The 22,574-nt window shown below is 33.1% G+C and carries 20 protein-coding genes and 2 pseudogenes; 16 read left to right on the forward strand and 6 right to left on the reverse strand.

Translation table 11 applies throughout. From position 1 onward, the window contains the following. Positions 1–106: 106 nt before the first annotated feature. Complete coding sequence (locus NHG49_RS12290; protein ID WP_098102824.1) at positions 107–589, reverse strand: DUF2975 domain-containing protein; 483 nt, start codon at positions 587–589, stop codon at positions 107–109. Between the two features lie 388 nt (positions 590–977). On the opposite strand from NHG49_RS12290, the gene NHG49_RS12295 reads away from it, so the two are divergent. The 6 genes from NHG49_RS12295 (at position 978) to NHG49_RS12320 (ending at position 8,360) form a co-directional block, all read left to right on the forward strand. Beyond that, entirely contained in the window at positions 978–1,745 is a 768-nt protein-coding gene (locus tag NHG49_RS12295) for an ABC transporter ATP-binding protein (RefSeq protein WP_098102823.1), read from the forward strand. An 11-nt stretch (positions 1,746–1,756) separates the two neighbouring features. Further along, on the forward strand, positions 1,757–3,640 hold the full coding sequence (locus NHG49_RS12300; protein ID WP_258126071.1) for an FtsX-like permease family protein: 1,884 nt from the start codon (positions 1,757–1,759) through the stop codon (positions 3,638–3,640). Between the two features lie 260 nt (positions 3,641–3,900). Continuing rightward, positions 3,901–4,932, forward strand: coding sequence for an alpha/beta fold hydrolase (locus NHG49_RS12305; RefSeq protein WP_088046884.1), 1,032 nt, complete (start codon positions 3,901–3,903; stop codon positions 4,930–4,932). A 238-nt stretch (positions 4,933–5,170) separates the two neighbouring features. After that, the gene (locus NHG49_RS12310) at positions 5,171–6,433 is read left to right on the forward strand and encodes an MFS transporter (protein WP_374453068.1); all 1,263 of its coding nucleotides are present in this window, start codon (positions 5,171–5,173) and stop codon (positions 6,431–6,433) included. 54 nt (positions 6,434–6,487) lie between these two features. Continuing rightward, positions 6,488–7,354, forward strand: a complete 867-nt coding sequence (locus NHG49_RS12315; RefSeq protein WP_098102822.1) for an ABC transporter permease subunit — start codon at positions 6,488–6,490, stop codon at positions 7,352–7,354. Position 7,355: 1 nt separating this feature from the next. Then, entirely contained in the window at positions 7,356–8,360 is a 1,005-nt protein-coding gene (locus NHG49_RS12320; protein ID WP_088046882.1) for an ABC transporter permease subunit, read from the forward strand. Between the two features lie 43 nt (positions 8,361–8,403). Here the strand turns inward: NHG49_RS12320 and NHG49_RS12325 are convergent, their stop codons facing one another. Then, positions 8,404–10,104 (reverse strand): pyruvate oxidase, encoded by a 1,701-nt coding sequence (locus NHG49_RS12325; protein WP_258126073.1) that lies wholly within the window; start codon positions 10,102–10,104, stop codon positions 8,404–8,406. An 81-nt stretch (positions 10,105–10,185) separates the two neighbouring features. Then, on the reverse strand, positions 10,186–10,923 hold the full coding sequence (locus tag NHG49_RS12330; protein ID WP_064474099.1) for a ZIP family metal transporter: 738 nt from the start codon (positions 10,921–10,923) through the stop codon (positions 10,186–10,188). Between the two features lie 140 nt (positions 10,924–11,063). Between NHG49_RS12330 and NHG49_RS12335 the strand changes: the two genes are divergently transcribed. The 3 genes and pseudogenes from NHG49_RS12335 to NHG49_RS12345 all read left to right on the forward strand — a co-directional run bounded on the left by NHG49_RS12335 (position 11,064) and on the right by NHG49_RS12345 (position 13,501). Beyond that, a complete protein-coding gene (locus tag NHG49_RS12335; protein ID WP_081257099.1) occupies positions 11,064–11,846 on the forward strand; it encodes a class I SAM-dependent DNA methyltransferase in 783 nt (260 codons plus the stop codon). A 48-nt stretch (positions 11,847–11,894) separates the two neighbouring features. Then, positions 11,895–12,525 (forward strand): annotated as a pseudogene (locus NHG49_RS12340) (immunity protein Imm33 domain-containing protein). Between the two features lie 112 nt (positions 12,526–12,637). Beyond that, complete coding sequence (locus NHG49_RS12345) at positions 12,638–13,501, forward strand: MBL fold metallo-hydrolase (RefSeq protein WP_064474100.1); 864 nt, start codon at positions 12,638–12,640, stop codon at positions 13,499–13,501. A 166-nt stretch (positions 13,502–13,667) separates the two neighbouring features. Here the strand turns inward: NHG49_RS12345 and NHG49_RS12350 are convergent, their stop codons facing one another. Further along, positions 13,668–14,609, reverse strand: coding sequence for a nucleoside hydrolase (locus tag NHG49_RS12350; protein ID WP_258126074.1), 942 nt, complete (start codon positions 14,607–14,609; stop codon positions 13,668–13,670). Between the two features lie 33 nt (positions 14,610–14,642). Then, positions 14,643–15,245 carry a DUF2441 domain-containing protein gene (locus NHG49_RS12355; RefSeq protein WP_064474102.1) on the reverse strand — a complete coding sequence of 201 codons (603 nt, stop codon included), beginning with the start codon at positions 15,243–15,245 and terminating at the stop codon, positions 14,643–14,645. A 212-nt stretch (positions 15,246–15,457) separates the two neighbouring features. Between NHG49_RS12355 and NHG49_RS12360 the strand changes: the two genes are divergently transcribed. The 6 genes and pseudogenes from NHG49_RS12360 (at position 15,458) to NHG49_RS12385 (ending at position 19,462) form a co-directional block, all read left to right on the forward strand. Then, on the forward strand, positions 15,458–15,943 hold the full coding sequence (locus tag NHG49_RS12360) for a DUF2798 domain-containing protein (RefSeq protein ID WP_064474103.1): 486 nt from the start codon (positions 15,458–15,460) through the stop codon (positions 15,941–15,943). A gap of 181 nt (positions 15,944–16,124) precedes the next feature. After that, positions 16,125–16,550, forward strand: a complete 426-nt coding sequence (locus NHG49_RS12365) for a DMT family transporter (RefSeq protein WP_064474104.1) — start codon at positions 16,125–16,127, stop codon at positions 16,548–16,550. A gap of 19 nt (positions 16,551–16,569) precedes the next feature. After that, positions 16,570–17,264, forward strand: a pseudogene (locus tag NHG49_RS12370) (Crp/Fnr family transcriptional regulator). A 16-nt stretch (positions 17,265–17,280) separates the two neighbouring features. Further along, complete coding sequence (locus NHG49_RS12375) at positions 17,281–17,751, forward strand: DMT family transporter (protein WP_258126075.1); 471 nt, start codon at positions 17,281–17,283, stop codon at positions 17,749–17,751. Positions 17,752–18,334: 583 nt separating this feature from the next. After that, the gene (locus NHG49_RS12380; RefSeq protein ID WP_064474106.1) at positions 18,335–18,742 is read left to right on the forward strand and encodes a GNAT family N-acetyltransferase; all 408 of its coding nucleotides are present in this window, start codon (positions 18,335–18,337) and stop codon (positions 18,740–18,742) included. Between the two features lie 66 nt (positions 18,743–18,808). Beyond that, positions 18,809–19,462: an MBL fold metallo-hydrolase gene (locus NHG49_RS12385; protein WP_064474107.1), complete on the forward strand. Its 654-nt coding sequence runs from the start codon at positions 18,809–18,811 to the stop codon at positions 19,460–19,462. Positions 19,463–19,589: 127 nt separating this feature from the next. Here NHG49_RS12385 and NHG49_RS12390 read toward each other — a convergent pair whose 3' ends face one another. Further along, complete coding sequence (locus NHG49_RS12390; RefSeq protein WP_081257100.1) at positions 19,590–20,213, reverse strand: TetR/AcrR family transcriptional regulator; 624 nt, start codon at positions 20,211–20,213, stop codon at positions 19,590–19,592. A gap of 116 nt (positions 20,214–20,329) precedes the next feature. Here NHG49_RS12390 and NHG49_RS12395 point away from each other — a divergent pair, with 116 nt between their 5' ends. Next, positions 20,330–22,561 carry an MMPL family transporter gene (locus NHG49_RS12395; RefSeq protein WP_064474109.1) on the forward strand — a complete coding sequence of 744 codons (2,232 nt, stop codon included), beginning with the start codon at positions 20,330–20,332 and terminating at the stop codon, positions 22,559–22,561. The last annotated feature ends 13 nt before the right edge of the window (positions 22,562–22,574 follow it).

The following is a 22,574-nucleotide window of genomic DNA, read 5'->3' on the forward strand; positions in this document are numbered from 1 at the left end:
CCATTAACATGTATTACTGAATTTAAAGTAAGTAAAGAACCATAATAAATGATGAAGGGATAGCGATTAAGCTATCCCTTCATCATTTATTGCCATATACTTCACTTCATACTGTTAAATCATTTTCTGATTTTATATTAATGGCTTCTTGTAAGAGCTTTTGGAGAACTGCAGCAAAAATAGCAACCAAGATAGAGGTGAAAATAATGATTAGTCCAATTGTTATAAAACTTGGAGGATCAATTTTTTTTGCCATAAGATAGTAGAGCGGCATACCTAGTAAGTATATGGTACCGATCGTGAGAGCACAGTATTTTATATTTTTTAAAGACTTTACTGATAATTCCGAGAACGCTTTGTTCTTATCAATATAACTTAAAAGTTTAAAAACTTGATACAGAGCAAAGTAAAAAGGTATCGTTGCTACGTAAATATCGATTAAAACGAGAGATTTCATATAAGCGATAGCTGGATACAATTCTCCAGCAAAATTCCCGATTTTAGGCACTAAAAATATGCACAATGCAAGTACTACTATACCTATAAAAACAATAGCTAGTTTTAAAAAGAGTGTTGTAACTTGTTTCATAAAAAGCACCTCGTTTATTTAATAACAACATGATTTTATCATATAATTTATCGTTTTAAAATAAAATTATATTGTTTTTTAATTTGTTATTATTGTTATTTATGTCTCCTATTCATTTTGATGAAAATAAAAAGCTTTTTCATTACAAAGAAAATTCCCTTATAAAGTGGTCTGTCATATTTTTACCTTACAAAAATGTAAGGTAAATGTAAGCGAAATCGAAGGAACGAGTTTTAGAAAAGTGAGAATATGAAATAGGAAAAAGGTTTACGTTACTCGTGTAATCCTTACTGATTGAAAAATTAAAAAATTCTTAAGGGTTTACATGAGAAAAAGATAAGAAATATGTGAGAAAGTAATTTTATACAAAAGGGATGGAGTGAAAGAGATGTCAACAAATGTAGTTACTGTGGAAAGTGTAGAAAAAACGTATGGGAAAAGAAATGAGAATCAGTCAAAAGCATTAAGGGGTGTGTCATTAAGTATAAAAGAAGGAGAATTCGTCGGGATTATGGGTCCTTCTGGGTCTGGAAAAACGACACTACTTAATGTGATTAGTACACTGGATCAAGCGACAGGTGGCAGTGTGACAATAGCTGGCACAAATATTACTTCAATGAAGGGGAATGCTTTATCTGATTTTCGATCTCAAAAATTAGGATTCATTTTTCAAGATTTTAACTTACTAGAAAACTTATCAATTTATGAAAATATCGCTTTACCACTTTCTCTGCAAGGCGTACCTTCAAGTGAGATTACGGGGAAGGTAAATGAGGTTGCAAAGAAATTAGGGATTACTGAAATTTTAACAAAATATCCAACTGCTGTTTCTGGTGGACAAAAGCAAAGAACGGCGGCAGCACGAGCTTTAGTACATAATCCAGCAATCGTATTAGCAGATGAACCGACTGGTGCGCTTGATAGTAAAAATGCAAAAAGCTTATTAGAAGCGATGCAAGATTTACATGAAAATCACAATGTAAGTATTTTGATGGTTACACACGATGCATTTAGTGCGAGTTATTGTGAGCGTATTTTATTTATTCAAGACGGTCTTCTTTATAAAGAGTTAACGCGTCAAGGAACGCGAGAAAATTTCTATCAAGACATTTTAGGCGTGCTCGCTCATATGGGCTCAGCTGCTGAGTCTAAGTAGGGGGCGAGACTATGTTATTCAAATTATCACGTCATAGTATGAAAAAGATGTTAAAAGATTATATGGTTTTACTTATTGGTCTCGTTATTAGTATTAGTATTTTCTACATGTTCCAAACGATGGCGATGAATAGTGAATTTACGAAGGATAATAGTCTTATTAGTAGTATTAGACTCGTATTCTGGGTAGGTGCCATACTATTATCGTTCATTACTGTATTTTATATTATATATGCCAATTCTTTCTTACTCACATTAAGAAGAAAAGAACTCGGTATGTACATGATGCTCGGTGCGAAAAAGAAAAAAGTAGCACAGTTATTATTTATTGAAACATTCGGTATGGGGATTGTCAGTATTATTATCGGGATCTTAGTGGGGATGTTGCTTGCAAGTGTAGCAGGAAACTTTTTAATGAATGGTATGGAAATTTCAGCGAAAGGTAGTTATTCATCTGTATATACACCAGCAATCTTAGTTACAGCTATTTTCTTCTTAATACTATTTTTTATTACTGGTTTAATGAATAGCATCCGGTTATTACGTAAAACAGAATTGGAGTTAATTCGTGAAGATGAAACACTAGATGAAGTAAAGAAAAGTAAAACTCGCATTATTATAATGACGGTACTTGGTATATTGCTAGTAAGTATAGGATACTACTTTATGATCAATGTAAAAATATATGCTGAATTAGGCTTTATAATAGCGACAATCGTTACAACTCTTGGAACATATTTTATCTTTAGTTCATTACTCCCATTTTTTGTGATGAAAATTAAAGGGAATAAAAAACGAAATGAAACGGGCTTAAATAGTTTTACATATGCACAGCTGCGCTTTCGCGTAAATAGTTTATCGAGAGTATTAGGCACTGTAGCGATGTTAATTGCATTAGGCGCAGGTGCGATGACGGCAGGGATGGCATTTCAAAAAAATGTAGGTATTATGACAGACTTCTCACGTGTATATGATGTTGTAATTCATGATCCAAATGATCAAGATAAAGCGGCATTAAAAGAAATGGAAATTGTGGAAGAAAGCAAGTATAAATATAAAGTAGATGGAGAAGCGGTGTATTACTTACGTAACGACTTAACGGCGAAACCACCACTCGTTTCCGATCACTTTGATACAAAAACTTTAAAAGAGCCAGCTCGAAAACGTGTGGCTGAACCTTTAACTGAACCTGTTTATTCTGCTTTGGAAGCTCCCGAAGCAGCCAATAAATTTCCTCGTATGCCAAGGGATTGGGAAGATGCGGTTGTAAGAGAAATACAAATTACACATAATCAATTTAACGGAAAACCGGTAAGAATTGCTGATGAAGAACACTACAAAGCAGTTCAAGGAACGGAACATAGTGTAACATTAGCAAAAGTAGATGATATGAAAAAATATAAACCGTTGTTGCTCGATATAGATAAGAGACAAAAAGAACAAATTGAAAAAACAACAGGTACAAAAGTAGACTTATTTACAAAAATGACAATTTATCAGTTTATGAACAGTTTCATGAGTGGAACAATGTTTATGGGATTTTTCCTTGGAATTGCCTTTTTAGCAATGATGGCAAGTTCGCTAATGTTCAAAATATTAACAGGTGCTTCTCGTGACGTACGCCGTTATGAAATGTTACGAAAAATCGGTGTGAGACGTAGTATGTTAACGAAAAGTATTTATAAAGAAATTTCATATTTATTTATCTTCCCAGCAATTATTGGAATTTCCCACGTGTTAGTAGGGCTTAACTTATTTAGCTTTATATTAGTTGACCCGTTTGTGAAGGTATGGGTGCCGATAGGGATTTTCTTAGTCATTTATTTCATCTATTACTGGATTACTGTCCAGCTTTATAAAGGTATGGTAATGCCGAAAGAAGAGGTTGCGAAATAGTTAAAGGAAAAAAGTCTTTGTTTTGAAAACAAGGGCTTTTTTCTTTATTTTTAATACATTGTGATCGAGTCATTCTATGAATTTTATATTGAAAATTAAGGGAATATTAAGAGTTTATATAGCGGAAAGTTAAGAAGTGTATGGGATATTAAGAATGTGCAAAAGATCAAGGTGAAATTGTTGTATATTTATATTTTTTTGAGGTAGTTTTACTGAACTAAATTGATGTTTTTATAAATTTAAAAGAAAGGAAACTACTTATGAAGAAGATAAAAAAATTAATAAAACTTATTGGAGTCATCATTTTACTATTATTAATCGTAGCACTAATATTTCCTACATGGACCTCGCAAATAAAAGGGAAAAACAGTATAAGTACATTAGAGCAAGTAGAGATAAATGGAAGTGATCATGAAATTATGATACGCGGAAAAGATAAGAACAATCCGGTTATTATTTTTGTACATGGTGGACCAGGTACTTCAGAAATACCATATGCGCAAAAATACCAAAACTTATTGGAAGAGAAATTCACAGTTGTTAATTACGATCAAAGAGCGAGTGGGAAGTCGTATCATTTCTTTGAAGACTATTCGAATCTTACATCAGATCTTCTTGTAGAAGATTTATTAGCTATGACAGATTATGTTTCAAAACATCTTGGTAAAGAAAAAGTAATATTGGTTGGTCATTCTTACGGTACATATATCGGAATGCAAGCTGCCAATAAAGCCCCTGAAAAATATGAAGCATATGTTGGCATAGGGCAAATGAGTGATACAGTAGAAAGTGAAATGGATAGTTTAAACTATGTGATTGAACAGGCACAAAGTGCTGGGAATACAGATGAGGTTGCCTATTTAAATGAGTTGACTGAAAAAATTAAAAATGGTGATACATACACTCCGAGGAATTATGTTGCAAAATATGGTGGAACATCAAGACTCATTGAAAATCCAGATGGTGATAATATTGGGATGCTACTCAGTAATGAATATAACTTTTTAGATGTAATTCGTTATAACGTTGGATTATCACATTCTCAAACTGTCTTATTAGAAAAGGATTTAAAGAACCCATTGCCTACTAAGGTGACTGAAATGAAGCTACCGCTTTATTTCCTTATGGGAAAATACGACTATAATACTTCATTTCATGCAGCGAAAAAATATTTTGATATGATTGAAGTGAATCAAAAAGAATTCATTACTTTTGAAAAGTCAGCTCATTATCCGCAATTTGAAGAGAAGGAAAAATTTTATGAGTGGATGTGCGATACATTCATAAAATAAATAAAGTATATCCGAACTTTAGAGAATTAAAATAGTTAGCGAGACGTATAAAGATTTTAGCTACATATCATTACGTGAAGCGAAGTTAAATAAAAAGACTCTTGTATAAAAAACATGAGTCTTTTTTTTATTGTGCTCTATACAGAAGGAAAAGATTGGATAATGGTCGAAAAATATAATGTAACTTCCGAGAAATGACTGAAAAAATAAAATTTTGTCGAGAGAAAGGGTTAGAAGTATGAAAGAAATGCTACAGTTATTTCGTAACAAAGTGTATGCACGTTTTTTTCTAGCAAATATTTTAGAGCGACTCGGTTCTATGATTGCTGGAGTTTCTTTAATGTTTTATTTGTTAGACCAATACGGAAAACAACCAGTTTACGCAACGATGACACAAATCATGATGGCATTACCTGCATTAATCTTTTTTCTATTAGTAGGGACAGTAGTGGATCGTTTTGATAGACAACGTATTTGTACGGTAAGTAACATATGTTGTTCGCTCTGTAATATCGGAATTCTAATTTCGCTTTATTACGGAATGATTATACTCGTCTTTATATTTTTATTTTTGGAAAATGCATGTATACAATTTTTCTCTCCATCAGAACAGTCGATGATACAGGGAGTAGTTCAATCCGACCAATACGGTGCAGCAGCAGGTGTGAATCAAATGGTGAATAGTTTGTATGCTTTGTTTGGTGTAGGAATTGCAACGATGGTGTACTGGACTTTTGGAATATACGGGAGTATTTTAGTAAATACGCTCACTTTTATTATGAGTGGTATTTTGATTCAAACGATCTCCATTCCAGAAAAAGTGCGTTTGCCAAACGGTAGAACAAAATGGAAAGAAGTTAATTTGAAAATGTTAATAACAGAGTTTCAAAAAGGGATCAAGTATATATATCAAAATGACACTTTAAAAAAATTACTTTTAGGATTTATCGTGTTTGGACTATTAAATGGTATTTTAAGCGTATCCACAACTTACATATTAAAATATAAATTAGCACCAGCAACGTATGAAAGTTTAGCGATGGTGGGTGGTGTAGTTGGAGGGATTTCATTACTAATTGGAAGTGTAGTAGCAACAAGTGTAGGGAAGAAATATGCACCCAAGCCTATTATTGTCTTTGGTATGGCTGGCTCAGGGGTCTTTTTCGGTATGTGTTACTTTGTAAACCACGTATGGTCTTTTTATGTATGTATCGCTTTTGCGACTTTCTTTTTACCGTTTATTAATGTTGCAATTATGGGCTGGATGTATGAAATTGTAGAAGAATCATTCATGGGACGTGTTCAAAGTTTACTTAGTCCATTAACGACAGGATTCCAGCTGTTATCTCTCGGTGCGATAGCGATGTTGTTCCCGAAATGGATTCGTGCAGATACGTTGTATATTATTTTATTTGGTTTATTATTTTTTGTTACGTGTTTATATCAAACCATTTTACCGAGTGGGAAGAAACGGGTGCAAAGTATAGCTGAAGAGATGTAATATATGTGGTTTTTGATTTCTGAATATTCTATCGGATGGTAAGGGGAAATCGTTATGTTGATGCGAATTGCTAAATGGTGTGGGGTTACTTGTTTACAACTAGTAGCTGCAATTTTATGTATAATCTGTCTAGGCGCGCTACCGCGTTTATTTAAGGGATTGCAAATTGATTTAATCGGTTTTTGGAACACGATTGTCTTTCTTGGAGGGAAGATACTTCAACCGGGTGAAATTACATATGGATTTCGAGACTCAAGAAAATTATTTCCGCAAATATGGATTCATTATTTTGAAACGATGATTGTATTTCTATCAGCGTTTTTACTATCTTTGCTTATAGCGTATATACTTGTCGTTTGGGTATTGCAGCGTTCTTATATGAAACAGAAAATGTGGAACGGGGTTTTTCTTACGCTTGAGAGTATACCGGATATTTTACTTATTTTATTATCGCAACTTCTTGTCGTAAATATGTTTCAAAAAACAGGATTTATGCCGGTCAAACTGGCTGGATTAGGGGAAGAAAGGATACGTTTGTTACCAATTATATGTCTTACAATACCAACAACATTATTGTTTATTAAACTGTTGTTATTTCGGTTTAAAGAAGAATTAGAGAAAGATTATAGTTTGTTTGCCAAGAGTAAAGGGCTAAGCTTCCGGCATATTTTGACACATCATATTTCAAGAAATGTTTTATTAACGACAATTTATTACGCGAAAACAAATATTTTATTTATGCTTTCCAATTTATATATTATTGAATGGATATTTAATACATATGGTATGTTTGTTTTTGTGAAAGAAAATCCAAAATTAGAAATATTTACAGTGAGTCTAGTAATATTATACGTACCGCTTTTTATACTATTTCGTATATTACATACGCTTTTACAAAATGTTATAAAGGAGCGTGTGTAACATGTGGCAAGTTGTAAAAAGAGATGTGAGATTTTGGATAGGTATTACTTTTTTGAGTGTACTAATGATTGTTAGTATTGGATATACGGTGTTTTTTGATGGGAATATTCGTGAACTTACGATGATGTATAACGAAAAAGGGGAACTAGAGGCAGCACCATTTTCGCCATCAAGTAAATTTTGGTTTGGAAGTGATGTGAAAGGTCGTGACCTTGTTCAATTAATAATAGAAGGTGCAAAATGGACAGTTGGAGCGAGTATAATTATAGCGATTTTACGAGTTATAGTTGGAGGGGGAGTTGGTTTACTTCTTGGTATGTATGGTAAACGTTCTTTTCCAGTTATTTCATCCTTTTTTGATCCTTTTAGTATTGTACCGATGGTTATGATTTCTTATTTTATGTTAAATGAAGTTTTAACGTTTGATAGTGGAGCAGAAGTTGTGCCGTTGTATTTGCGTGTGGCATTTCAAATTATAGTTCTTGTATGTCTTGCTGTACCAACGGTTATGTTGTATGTAGCGCAAGAAGTAAAGCGTATTAAGAAAGAAGAATTTATGTTGGCAGCTACTGTGCTCGGCGGAAGTAAGTGGCATAGGTTGAAGCGCCATATATGGCCGCATATGTTACCGCCATTTCTTTTATTAGTAGCGCAACAATTTGTAAGTACTTTATTACTACTTTTACACCTTGGTTTGTTGCAATTATTTTTTGGTGGAACAATAATCTTCAGTGGAATGGATCCAGATAGTGTAACAAAAGAATGGACTGGCCTAATTGGTCAAAACTTCCGCCATTTAACTACACATACATGGATTGTACTTATACCAATTGCTTTTTATAGTATGACAATTTTAGCGGGAAATCTAGTTAGTCATAGTATGCAAGATGCGATTAAACTAGGAAATGTAAGAACACCAAGGAGCAAGGATAAAGAGGTAAAGGAAGAGAAGCGAGTACAAACTAATGTGAATGATTTTTCCTTTTATAGAGAGATACAAAAATAAAAAAGATAGCTGAAGACAAATTGTTTTCAGCTCTCTTTTTTGTTTATAGTGGTGGTAAATCAATCTTACCTTCTTCAAATAATTCTTTTATCATATGCTTCGTATAACCAGCGGCTTGACCAAAGGTGATTTTTGCTGGCATTGGTGCTTCGTTTGCATCTACAACTATATCAATAATACACGGTCTATTTTGTTTTACCGCATTTTCGAAAGCAGGAAGTAGTTCATCTAAATTCTCAACTCGGTATCCAATACCTCCGCACGCCTCTGCGTATTTTGCAAAATCAGGGTTTGTTAAGTCTGTGCCAAATTCGATATTCCCCATAACTTCTTGTTCGAATTTAATCATGGCGATCTTATTATTATTTAAAACAACGACCACGATCGGCAGTTTATATTTAACAGCTGTTACGAAGTCGTTCATTGTCATTCCAAAACCACCGTCACCACAAACTGCAAATACTTGTTTATTCGGGTAAGCAATTTTTCCAGCAAGTGCACCAGGTAAACCGCAGCCAAGTGTTGCGAGCCAACTAGAAATGATAAATTGTTGATTTGTCATACGGAAGTGTCTTGCTGTCCATACTGTTACATTTCCGACATCGACTGATAATATTGCATCATCTTGAGCTACTTGTTGCAGTGCATGCATAACACGTTGTGGCTTAATTGGAGTAGATGTATCGTCTTCTTGATTGTGTAATTTTTCCTCCCAATTTTTCATCATTTCTTGATGATGCTCTAAGAAGGAATGGTCCTCGTGTTTTTCTACATTTTCAATTAACCATTTTAATGTTTTATCAGCATCACCGGCTAAGCCGATATCTGTTACGTAACGTTTACCGATTTGGGCCGGATCAGTATCGATATGAATTGTTTTTGCTTTTTCGGGTAAGAAACCGGTGAATGGATAAGAAGTACCAATCATAATTAAAGTATCTGCATGTTTCATTGCATCATAAGAAGGTTTCGTTCCAATTAATCCTAATCCGCCAATGCAAAGTGGATGTTCATCAGGGATAATCCCTTTAGCTGGTAATGTAAGTACGATTGGAGCACCGATGTGTTCTGCGAAAGTAAGTAAAGATTCTCTCGCATGTTTCGCACCTTTTCCAGCTAAAATTACAGGCTTTTTCGCTTCACTTATTGCGAGTTTTGCAGCATGTAAATCTTCTTCTTGCGGAAATAACTCAGGTAATGTAAAAGAAGTATTTGTAACACGAGCACCACTTTTTACTTCGAATTTCGGAACATCATCTGGAATCGTAAGAACAGATACACCTTTTTTCGTATAAGCCATTCGAATCGCTTGATTCACGACAGCAGGCAACTGTTCTGCTGACATAATGCGCTGGTTATATACCGCAACATCATCGAATAATCTTTCTAAGTTTACTTCTTGGAAAAAATCCGTCCCGAGTAAATCTGTTTCTACTTGACCTGAAATTGCTAGAACAGGGGCTTTATCGAGTTTAGCATCATATAAACCATTTAATAAATGGATAGCGCCCGGCCCTGCGATTGCCATACAAACGCCGAGTTTTCCTGTTAACTTAGCATAGGCAGCTGCTGCTAGTGCACCAGCTTCTTCATGGCGGACTTGAATGAATTTGATTTTATCTTGTTTTTTTCTTAAAGCTTCAATTATAGAATTGATAGAATCTCCAGGCATTCCGTAAATGTGTTCTACTCCCCAGTCAATTAATAGGTCAACTAATGATTCACCGGCTGTTTTCCCAAACATAATTTTTCCTCCTTATAATAGGTAGATACTATTATGTTTTGGAGAAAAAGGAAAAATATACAAATGATTATATTATTATCTTTAATGATGACCAGTAAATAGTGTAAATACTGTTATTAGTAAAAACCCGCTAGTTGCCCATGTTAAAAATGTAAGGAAGGAGAGCTGTTTTTTAGCCTTCCAAAGCATTTCATGAATTGTGACATAGCCAAGTGAACCGATAGCGCTCCCCATAATGAGCCCTTGTAAATGTAGAGCCTTTCCTTCCATCAAAATACCAAAGACAGTACCAGTTCCGAGAATAAGTGAAAGTAATAAAGTCGTAAATAAAAATGAAATGCATTTATGCTTTGTAAAGAGGAAGGGGATGATTAATGCTAGGCCTTCAGGAATATGGTGAATTATAATCGCAAGTAAGAAAGGAATGGCAGAATCATTATGATTTATAAATGCTGTACCTAATGCAAAGCCACTCGGCAAATTATGAATAAATATAGCAAAAGAAAGAAAAAGGAAAGTTTGCCACGCTTGTTGATCTTTTTTATGTATCATTGGATGATGACAATAGTTATCTAATAAGTTCATAACCAAAATACCGATAGCTATACCAAGTATAGGCCCAATTATTTCATAGCTTGCAAATGTTTCAGGAATAATTTCAAGGGATAAAAGGCCAAGCAAAATTCCGCCACATAATGCATATAAACGATGCATTTTTTCTTCAATTAGTTGGCGCGTAGCAATGCCGACAGCACCGCCTAATAGTAATCCACCGAATGAAAAAAATGTAACTATCATAGGAATCCATAATCGTTCCATCGTATCACACTCCGATTCTTCCACTTATTTTTAGCTTACGAAAAGGAAAGTTAGATTAGTCCAAGTAATTGTGTTTGATTATAGAGAAAAAACTAATAATTCGTTATAATTTATATATTAAACTTAAGTGGAAATATGAAATGGGAATACGTTTGCAAACAAAATGGAGTCTATCTGAATACGAAAATCCAAAACGATATGATATAGAAAATAAAAGTCTGCCAGATTTTCCGTTCTTACTATCATGGGCACAAAAACTAAATATACAAAATGAATGGATTCTAGATATTGCCTGCGGAACAGGAAGGGTTACAATTCCATTTATAGAAAACGGATATCAAATGATTGGTGTAGATATACATGAAGGTATGCTTGCTGAAGCGAAGAGAAAATCTATGGATTGTAAAAAAGTAAAATGGTTACAACAAGACTGTTTACAATTAAAGATTGAAGAAACAATTCTGTTAGCATTTATGGTTGGTCATGGATTTCAACACTTTCTTACGAACACAGATCAAAATAAGTTATTAACATCTATTCATCATGTGTTAGCTGATAATGGTATATTTATATTCGATACACGTTTTCCTTCAAAAGAAGAATTAATACAACCATCTACAGAAGAATATTGGACAACTATTATTGATGAAAAGGAAAGAAAATGCGATCTATATACTGAAATGACATACGATTCAATTCAGCAAATACAGCATTACATAACAACAAGAAGGTTTTATGAGGATGATGTGAAAGTAGAAGAACTGAAAACAACGATCGATCTTCGCTATACATATCCGCAAGAGTTAGAAAGATTATTAGTAGTGAATGGTTTTGAATTATTACATATATATAATGATTGGGAAGGAAATGAGTTAGGGGAAGACTGCTATTCTATGGTAGTAGTTTGCCGGAAGAAAAAATAGTGTTATTTTAAAAATATGAGTGTGAAAAGCTTTTAAGGAGAGAAAAAGATGACTTGGTACTTAGATAATGTTTATGAATTAAATAAAGAAGCGCCATATACATTTTACCTTCCTAGTTCAGAAGTGTTGGAGAAATTAAAGGTTGGAGATTTGGTAAAGCTAATTTTTGTATCTAAAAATGAGGAAGAAGATGGATTTCATGGTGAAAGAATGTGGGTTGTAATCACTGAAAGAAATGAGAAGAAGTTCGTAGGGGAACTGGACAATGATCCGTATCGTTTAGATTTAAAAATAGGTGATAAAATTTCATTTGGAATTGAAAATATATGTGATACGGAATATGATGATCCAGCTTCAAGTGATTGGGATTTTTATTTTGATACGAAGGTAATTCTTAGTGATGATGTACTTGAAAACAGAGAATTTAACTTTATGCTTAGTAGATAATCCAACAGCAGAAGGCGATCCAGGTTGGTCAATTTTAAGTGGCTATGAAAGTGATGACTATGTCAATAATCCTAAAAACTTTCAAATTATTTCAATTGGAGTTATTTTGAATATAGATGATTCTATTTTAAACTTTCTTGAGGAACCACCTTTATGTGCATATGAAAGAAATGATGAAGGTAGATTCTATAAAATTGAAGACTATGATTGGGATGCTTATTTAAATGGATAGATGAAGTTACTATGTTCTAAAGAAAGCGATATATATTATTTCATGCTATGTGCTGGATGAAGGTTTTACAGATAATAATTGAAGAGAATAGTAGTAAATGGAGGAACTAATTATGCAGCAAATAAAAAAAATAGGAAACTCATTTTGGTATATGACACCTGTTTCTGAAACAGATAGACCTATATTAGGAATGGTCGTTGGACAAGAAAAAACTTTAATGATTGATGCAGGGAATTCAGAAGAACATGCACAATTATTTTTAGAAATGCTAAAAGAACAGAATGTATCAAGTCCTGATTTCGTAGCATTAACGCATTGGCACTGGGATCATATTTTTGGATTGCCTGTATTACAAGATGCATTAACTATTGCGCATGCAGAAACGAAGAAAGAAATGCAGCCACTAGTATCTTATGAATGGACAGATGAAGCGTTGGACGCACGCGTAAAAGAGGGTACTGAAATTGCATTTTGTGCGGATTGCATCAAGAAAGAGTTTGAAGAAAAAGCGAGAAATATTAAAATTATTCCTCCAACCTTAACGTTCGAGGATCAAATTGAATTAGACCTTGGTGAAGTGACATGCGTGTTAAAACATGTCGGCGGAAATCATGCACATGATTCAGTTGTTATTTACGTGAAAGAAGAAAAGATATTATTTTTAGGAGACTGTATATATGCAGATATCTTTTCTTCAAAATGGAACTATACGACGAAACGAACGTTCAAATTAATCGGAGAATTGGAGTCATTTGATGCTGAAACTTATATTCTTTCTCATGGGACAGCTATAAGTCGGGATGAGTTTTTACAAGAAATGCATTTGTTAAAAACAGTAGGAACTTATACAGAAATTCATAAAGGCGATGAAGAAAACATAAAGGAAGCGTATAAACGAGACGTAAATAGAGAATTAAATGAAGATGAATTAGAAACAATTACGTTTTTTGTAAATGGTTATGAAATGAATAATTAGTAAGACACTACACTAATCAAATATAATTAAACTGCATAAAAAGAGTATTGAAAGTTAATTCAATACTCTTTTCAATAGTTAAATATGTAGTTTCAAACAAATTCTAAATATGGGGTTTATCGTCTGAAATAATGCCATTCTATTTATTTTTCATATAGATAGTGGTTCAAGTGGAAGCTTTCTTCGCTAATTCAGTTATATAGTTAAAAAATCCATTGTGGTTTACATCATATACTACATTTACAGGTCGTCCAGCAACAGTTTCCACCGTACGCCCCTGGCTAGGTCCATATGTATGAATAATACTATTAATTGTTTGTAATTTTGCAAGGCAAGATTTCCCGATAAAGGCAGCAGTTAATACATCCCACAAATAGTAAGTAGAGTTAGTTGAGAAATGAACGAGGGGAGGAACCATTGCATAGCATTGACCAAGAAAATCAACACCAATATATTTACGCTCTTTTGCCCAACTTTCACGTATGTCTATAGTTAATGGAACTTGGTTTGTACTTTCTAGCGTTACTAAGTCGATTTTAATTTTTGATTCCCACACACGAGCTACTGCTTCAGGATCCCAAAACGAATTCCACTCAGCAGTTCCATCATGTTCTGGTTCATGTACATTGCCGGCAGTACGAAATGTTCCTCCCATCCAAACAAGGCGCTCAATTTTCCCCTCGATTACAGGTGCTTCATATAGTGCACGCGCTAAATCGGTAAGAGGCCCTGTAAATAATAAAGTTGTTTTCTCTTCAGTTTGTAGTAGGGTTTCAATTAAATGATGATGTGCAGGTTTTTCTGCTACGGGTGTTACAACTTTTTCAGACTCATTTAAAATGGGTAAAGCATCTACATAAAATGCATGCATCCGCCAATCTTTTGGAAATGGGTTTTTTGCACGGGAATTTGATGCAGCTACTTCAATATTTCCTTTGCCGAAGCGATCAATAATTTTGCGACTCGCAGACATTGCTGGTTCTAAATAGCAATCTGCAGGGATAACTGAAACACCTGTAAGCTTGACATTATCCATCTGGAGTAATAAAAATAGTGAAATTAAATCATCTACACCACCATCATGATTGAAGTACACTTTTTCCCTCATTGTAATCCCCATCCTATATGATTTAGTAAGGAATTAAATATGAATTGTGGAAAAATCATCAATGATTTCCACTACTTCACTTTTTCCATTTATCAGTAATTCCGGAAGTTCATTATTTACAGTTCCTTTCCAATACTCTCTTGCTTGTTCAATTTTTTGAGAGAAAGGAATACCATCTTCTTTTGGTAAAAGATTTCCGTCACCTTCAAAACAATTTCCAATTACTCGTAGTTTAACAATCTGCAAAACTTCTCGATTGTAAGAATCAAATAATGCTTTCCATTTTAAAGTATCTTCATAGCTCTTTGCAGCATATAAACAAGATAATCTTGAAGGGTATTCAGGAAATTCTTGTAGTCTAACCATTTCTACAATCGTTTCTCTAACCGTTCTAATTGTTTGATCGATATAACTCATAACTACTTTAGCATTTTCATTCTTTATATGTAATTCTTCATTTTTATAGTGGTTATTTATAATTTTTATGCCATCTTCACCACTAGAATTTAATTGTTCTCTTTCAAAAAAGAACCGATATAGAGTATTAGTTTGATTTTTACCGAAATGAATGATTTGTCCAATCTTCATTTTTTCCCTTGTAACGATGTGGTATACGTAAAATTCTATGTCATTCATGGTTATCCTCCTAGTAGTAATGTATTTTAATGTTAAATTTAGTAATTCAACATTGAAATATATAAAACCTTTATAAGTAAGAGTGAGAATTTGATCAGAAAGTATAGTGAATATATGATAACGCTTTAAATTTGTTCACAAAATGTTCACTTACGAAGAGGTTTCCATAATCGATATAATGACAAAGACTTAAACAGAAAGGATGATAGAAATTGCCAACAACAAGAAAGGAAAACCTCCAATTTGGTATGATGATGTGCCTTGGGATGGTTATTGTAATGACGTTTTATAATTTATTACTGAATGGAGCAGGAGGGCCAATTCATATTAAGGAGATCACATTAGAACTACTAATTGGATTCATTATTGCATTATTAATTGAAATATGTATCGTTGGACCTTGTGCGAAAAAACTTGTATTCATGTTACCGTTTGATAAATCGAAGAAAATAAATATGATAGTTGCGATGGCGACAGCTATGGTAATTGGAATGGTTTTCTTTATGTCTTTTTACGGAATGGCTATGATGTATTTACATGGTGGACTACAAGGAGACTCATTTGTATCGATGTATTTTTCAATTTTTATTAAAAATTTCATTTTGGCGTATCCATTACAATTAATTATTATGGGGCCACTTGTGCGTTTCTTATTTGGAAAGTTTGTTATGAAGAATAAACCTGTTAATATAGCGTAGTTATAAATGTTAAAATATTATATAACGATAAAACAATAAAAAACACATCTCAAATATTTTGAGTTGTGTTTTTTATTGTTCATTTGTAGCTATTTTCATACTGATGTGTCATTTGTCCTTTTGCCTTTATAGGATTATAGCTTTTAATTAAGTCAGAAATAGAAGATTAGGAGATGATTTTTTGAAGGGCGTTGTATTTGCTATTTTAGCTGGCGTATTTATTACACTTCAAGGTACATTTAATGCGAAACTTAGTTCACATATCGGTATATGGTCAACGAGTATTATTACGCATTTCATTGGATTCCTTATTGCAACAACAATATTTTTGTTAAAGAAAGAAGAGAAAATAGCGGATTTAAAGGATGTGAAAAAAATATATTTAGTAGCTAGTGCACTTGGCGGATTAATTATTTGTGCAGAAACAGTAGCGATACATGAAATGGGAGTTACATTAACAGCTGGAACACTTATGGTTGCTCAATTATTAACAGCAACTCTAATTGAAATGAAGGGATTATTTCAAATAAAAAAGATACAGATGGAGAGATATCATATTGTGGGAACAATAGTAATGATTATAGGTATTGTTGTATTTAATATGTAAATGAAAGGAGGAAATGAAAATGGAGAATAGATCAGATTTAATTATCCATTATTTGAAAACTAATAAAATGCTTGAAATTTTTTCAGAGATAGATACAGCTTATTTTCAAGTAAATCATTTTGAAAAGGCGAGCTTATTTGCAATATAGATGACGCAATGGATCGTTTATATTTTGTTGTTAAAGGTAAAGTAAAAGTTTATACGATTACACCAGAGGGAAAGAAACTGATCCTTCGTTTTATCAATCCATTGGCGGTTGTTGGCGATATTGAATTCATACAAAATAGCAAAGCGCATAATGTCGTTGAAGCTTGTTCAGATGTTATAGCCATCTCTATTTCTCATGCTGTAATTAGAAATAAGTTATTACATGATCCTATATTTATGAACTTCTTGCTTGAAAACATTGCAAACACATTAAAAATATCGACTCGTTTTACAGCACTTAATTTACTTTATCCAGTAGAAGTACGTGTAGCTAGTTATTTACTTTCTATTTCTACTGATAGTAACGGGAATATGTATAAAAAAGATTTGGATGCAACTTCGATATCAAGTATTGCGGATTTTATAGGAGTAAGTTATCGGCACGTAATTCGGTTGTTACAAAAATTTTATAAAGAAAAATTAATTGAAAAGAGAAATGGAGTTATTGTAATTAAAGATTTTTTTAGAATGAAGGAAGTTGCTAAAAATAATATATATGAGCAATGAAAAGGGGAGAGGGAGTATGATTGGATTTAGTTTAGCTATATTAGCTGGATTATTAATTAGCTTACAATCTGTTTTTAATACGAAAGTGAATGAAAATGTAGGGCAGTGGTTAACAACTGCATGTGTTCTTGGAATAGGTTTCATAAGTTCTATTCTATTTTATATCATTACAGAAAACAGTATTAGCATTAAAGTGTATACTACAAATTATTTGTTTTATGTAAGTGAATTGTTTGGCATCGGGTTAATAATTTGTATAATGGGTGCAATAAAGAGTTTAGGTCCAGCTTATACGGTGCTAATTAGCCTTATTACTCAATTAGTTGTTGCTCTCTGCATTGATACATTTGGATTATTTGGAATAGAAAGGGTTCCCTTACAAATAAATAAATTACTTGGAATAGCTATATTAATTGTAGGGGTAGGAATTTTTAAAGATCTTTTTTCGAATAAGAAAGATATTAATATAAATGAGGATAGAGCTTAAATAAATTACAGGGAGAGTTGTAAATGGTTAGAGAAGTAGTAGTGAATGCTCTTCTTGTGAAGATGTCACATTTATTTGAGGAAATCGTAAGTTAACAATTAGCATAGTTGAAAAATAAGTAAACAAGCCTTAGATAAATTGTGATCTTTTATATAGCACTTATTATTTTGAAGTTATGTGAACTATCGTAGTAGGAGAAGTGCCTATAAAGTAGGGTATGATTAAAGTTAAATATTACCTAGTATATTTAACTAATGAATACAATGTCTTTTTCAGTTATTATGTTGTAAATAATTTTATGGTAAAATCTTTAACATAATGAAATAAAGGGGTAGTATTCTATGGGTTATTTCTCAAACAGTTTATTAGTTTTGTTTGTCCTGATCGTCTGTAGCTGTATGATTTTTGGTTAATAATATAATGATGGATTTATATAAAAGGAGTTAACTGAGGAGAGGTTAACTTCTTTTTATTTTAAGTTGAGAAGGAATAATATTATTCTTATGGAAGTTTGTATAAATTAATTTCAAAGTAAAGATAATTTTATGAAATAAAAACAAACGAGAAAATAAGGAGTATTTACATGAATAATAGTATAAATTACACATTTAAACACCCAACAAATTTCAATGGATTATTAACTGTATATGAATCTTTAGGATGGAATTCTCTTCAATTAACGGTTAACGAGTTAGAACAAATGTGTAAACAAAGTTGGTATGCAATTTATGCTTTTGATGATAAGAAGTTAGTAGGGATGGGGCGTATTATATCAGATGGCGTAATAACAGGCGTTATTTGTGGTGTTTGTGTATTGCCAGAGTATCAGTCCATTGGTATTGGAAAAGAAATAGTAGAAAGATTAATCCAGCACTGTGAACAAAACAAGGTTATTCCCCAACTTATGTGTGTAGAAAAATTGCAATCTTATTATGAATCTATAGGGTTTGAGGCATTCTCTATTGGGATGACAAAAACTATTAAAAGATAGTGTGGCTTTATATTTTCGGTGTAGTTGTGCATATTTTCAAACTTCATCATAAAGGAGACGGACTATATGGAGATTGCTAAAGGGGTAGAAATGTTACAACTTGAGTTTCAAGAATTTATTATTCACCCAATTCTTTTATGGGATGATGAAATGGCAGTGTTAATAGATACTGGTTTCCCTGGACAATTTGAAGATATACAAATAGAGATGGAGAAAGTTGGGGTATCTTTTGATAAGCTAAAAGTTGTGATTTTGACACATCAGGATATAGATCATATAGGTAGCCTTCCTGATTTATTGGAGAATGGTGTAAGTGATATTAAGGTTTATGCGCACGAGCTAGATAAACCTTATATTGAAGGGGAGTTTCCTTTACTGAAGGATGGACAAGTAAAGAATCCACCAAAAGGAAAAGTGAGTGATACTGTGATAAATGGGCAAGAAATTCCGTATTGCGGTGGGATACTAATTCTACATACCCCAGGACACACTCCAGGTCATATTAGTTTATATTTGAAACAAAGTAAAACCCTTATTGCAGGAGACTCGATGTATAGTGTGAATGGAAAGTTAGAAGGAATTCACGCCCCAACAACTTTAAATGTTAAGGAAGCACAGCAGTCTTTGAAGAGGTATTCAAATCTAGATATTGAATCGGTAGTTTGTTATCATGGGGGATTAAGTAAGGAGAATATAAAGATTCAAATTCAAAATTTGTAAAAGTTGAAGAGGAATTTTTTGTTAAACTGTGCTGAAGTATAATCTAATTAATAGTAAATAAATAATAAAAGAGCATGTTTGAAAAAAATTCAAACATGCTCTTTTATTAAATGAAATCTATTTAAGATTAACGGCCTAACCCGTTCCAATAAAAAGAAACGATTTCTTGGGCTAATTCATCTATATTTGTAAGAATAGGATTGTGATTTTCATCTTTAAAATTCCCAATTGATAATAAAGATACGAATGCATGAGCCGCAAATGTAGCGTTTCCTCTTGGGATTTCTCCAATTTGCATTGCATCATCAAGTGCTTTTTCTAATACTTCATACATGTTGTCTTCAGCATTTTTTAATTGTTTCAATTGTTCTTCAGATAATGATAGTTTTGCATCTTTCATAAAATTCTTCATATCAATATCCATCGTTGCGTGTAAGTAGACTTTAGCGAAGTCCAATAATCTTTCTTTTAAAGTCTTATTTGTAGAAAGGATTTGAGACATATTTTCGCGTATACGTACCATCATTTGAATCATAGTAGCGGTAAATAAATCTGCTTTTGTTGAATAGTAATAGTAGACGGTTGCTTTCGTAACACCACAAACTTTTGCAACTTCATCCATGGAAACGACTTGATAATTTTGAGTAAGAAATAGTCGAGTTGCAACTTCCAAAATGGTTTCTTTTGTAGATTTTGTATTTTTATTTTGACGAGGCCTTCCGAGAGGACGTTGTTTTTGTTCCAAATCCATTCGCTCCTGACATGTATTGTTGAGATAATTATAACACAAAGTTTTATTCATTCTTGATTAATTAACCGACCAGTATATATAATTAATGTTAGAGGAAAAAAGGAAGGTGGGTTTTTATGAAAAAGCACCCGTTACATATGTTAGGGAGGCTTGTAGCAGGGAAGCATACACAGTGGATAACTTTATCGATTTGGATTCTTATTACATTATTACTTTCATTTACATTGCCACAAGTAAACAGTACGAAAGAACCGAATCCAAAAAATTTACCTGAAACAGCTATGTCGCAGCAAGCGGAAGCACTTATGAAAAAAGAGTTTCCGAATAATGCAGGGAATCCTTTATTAGTAGTATGGTATAAGGATGGTGGATTACAGTCACAGGATTATAAACTCATACAAGACGTTTATAAAGAGTTAAAAGCTAGTCCTTTAAAGGAGCAATCAACGTTACCGCCATTTGATACATTACCAGAACAAGTATTATCAAAAAGTGCATCAAAAGATGGTACATCATTTGTTACACCAGTATTCTTTAACAAGGCAGCTGGAACAGATATATTAAAAGGAAATCTTGATGATTTAAAAAACATAGTGAATAGTAAGATCGATGAAGATCCATTCAAACGAAAACTAAGTGACGCTGGTTTACACGTTCGATTATCTGGACCTGTAGGTATTCAAACGGATGCAGTTAGCTTATTTAGTCAAGCAGATGTGAAATTATTAATTGCTACTGTATTACTCGTATTAGTTTTATTAATTTTACTGTACCGTTCACCGATTTTAGCAATTTTACCCTTACTTGTTGTCGGCTTTGCATACGGTATTATTAGTCCTACACTTGGTTTTTTAGCTAATCACGGATGGATTAAAGTAGATGCTCAGGCAATATCAATCATGACAGTATTATTGTTTGGTGCTGGAACGGACTATTGTTTATTTTTAATTTCAAGATATCGAGAGTACTTGCTAGAAGAAGAAAGTAAATATAAGGCGCTGCAACTTGCAATTAAAGCTTCTGGTGGAGCAATTATAATGAGTGCGCTTACTGTTGTACTTGGATTAGGAACATTATTACTTGCTCATTATGGTGCCTTTCATCGATTTGCAGTACCATTTAGTGTTGCTGTATTCATAATGGGAATTGCTGCTTTAACAATTTTACCAGCATTATTATTAATTTTCGGTAGAGCTGCATTCTTCCCATTTATACCGAGAACAACTTCTATGAATGAGGAGTTTGCAAGAAAGAAAAAGAAAGTCGTAAAAGTTAAAAAATCAAAAGGTGCCTTTAGTAAAAAGCTTGGAGATGTTGTAGTACGAAGACCGTGGACAATAATTATGCTCACTGTATTTGTATTAGGTGGATTGGCTTCATTTGTACCACGTATTCAATACACATATGACTTATTAGAATCGTTTCCAAAAGATATGCCTTCCCGCGAAGGGTTTACGTTAATTAGTGATCATTTCTCAGCTGGTGAATTAGCGCCAGTAAAAGTTGTTGTTGATACGAAAGGAAAAGAGCTTCCTATTAAAGAAGAACTAGAGAAGTTTTCTTTCGTACAAACTGTGAAAGATCCAAAAGTGGGCACAGAAAATAAGCAAATACAAATGTATGAGGTTTCTTTAGCTGAAAATCCATACTCAATTGAAGCGTTAGATCAAATCCCTAAATTAAAAAACAGTGTAGAAAAAGTATTAAAAGATGCTGGGGTTAGTAATGCAGAAAATCAACTATTGATTGGCGGAGAAACAGCGTCATTATATGATACAAAGCAAATTACGGAACGTGATGAAGCAGTTATCATTCCAGTAATGATTAGTATTATAGCTTTATTATTACTTGTTTACTTACGATCAATTGTTGCGATGATTTATTTAATTGTAACTGTTGTATTATCGTTCTTCTCGGCACTAGGAGCAGGGTGGCTATTACTTCATTATGGTATGGGAGCGCCGGCCATTCAAGGTGCGATACCGTTGTATGCATTCGTATTTCTAGTTGCTTTAGGTGAAGATTATAATATCTTTATGGTTTCAGAAATATGGAAAAACAGAAAGACACAAAATCATTTGGATGCAGTAAAAAATGGCGTTATACAAACAGGTAGTGTCATTACATCCGCGGGTTTAATTTTAGCAGGAACTTTTGCGGTATTAGGTACACTTCCAATTCAAGTTCTTGTTCAATTTGGTATTGTAACTGCAATTGGTGTATTATTAGATACATTTATTGTTAGACCATTACTTGTACCAGCAATTACAGTTGTTCTAGGTCGCTTTGCTTTTTGGCCAGGAAAGCTTTCAAGAAAGAGTGAAGAAGTACAAAAGGTGGATGCATAGTTAAGAAAGCCAA

This window comes from Bacillus sp. IBL03825, assembly GCF_024712505.1.
In the GTDB taxonomy this organism is placed as follows: domain Bacteria; phylum Bacillota; class Bacilli; order Bacillales; family Bacillaceae_G; genus Bacillus_A; species Bacillus_A wiedmannii.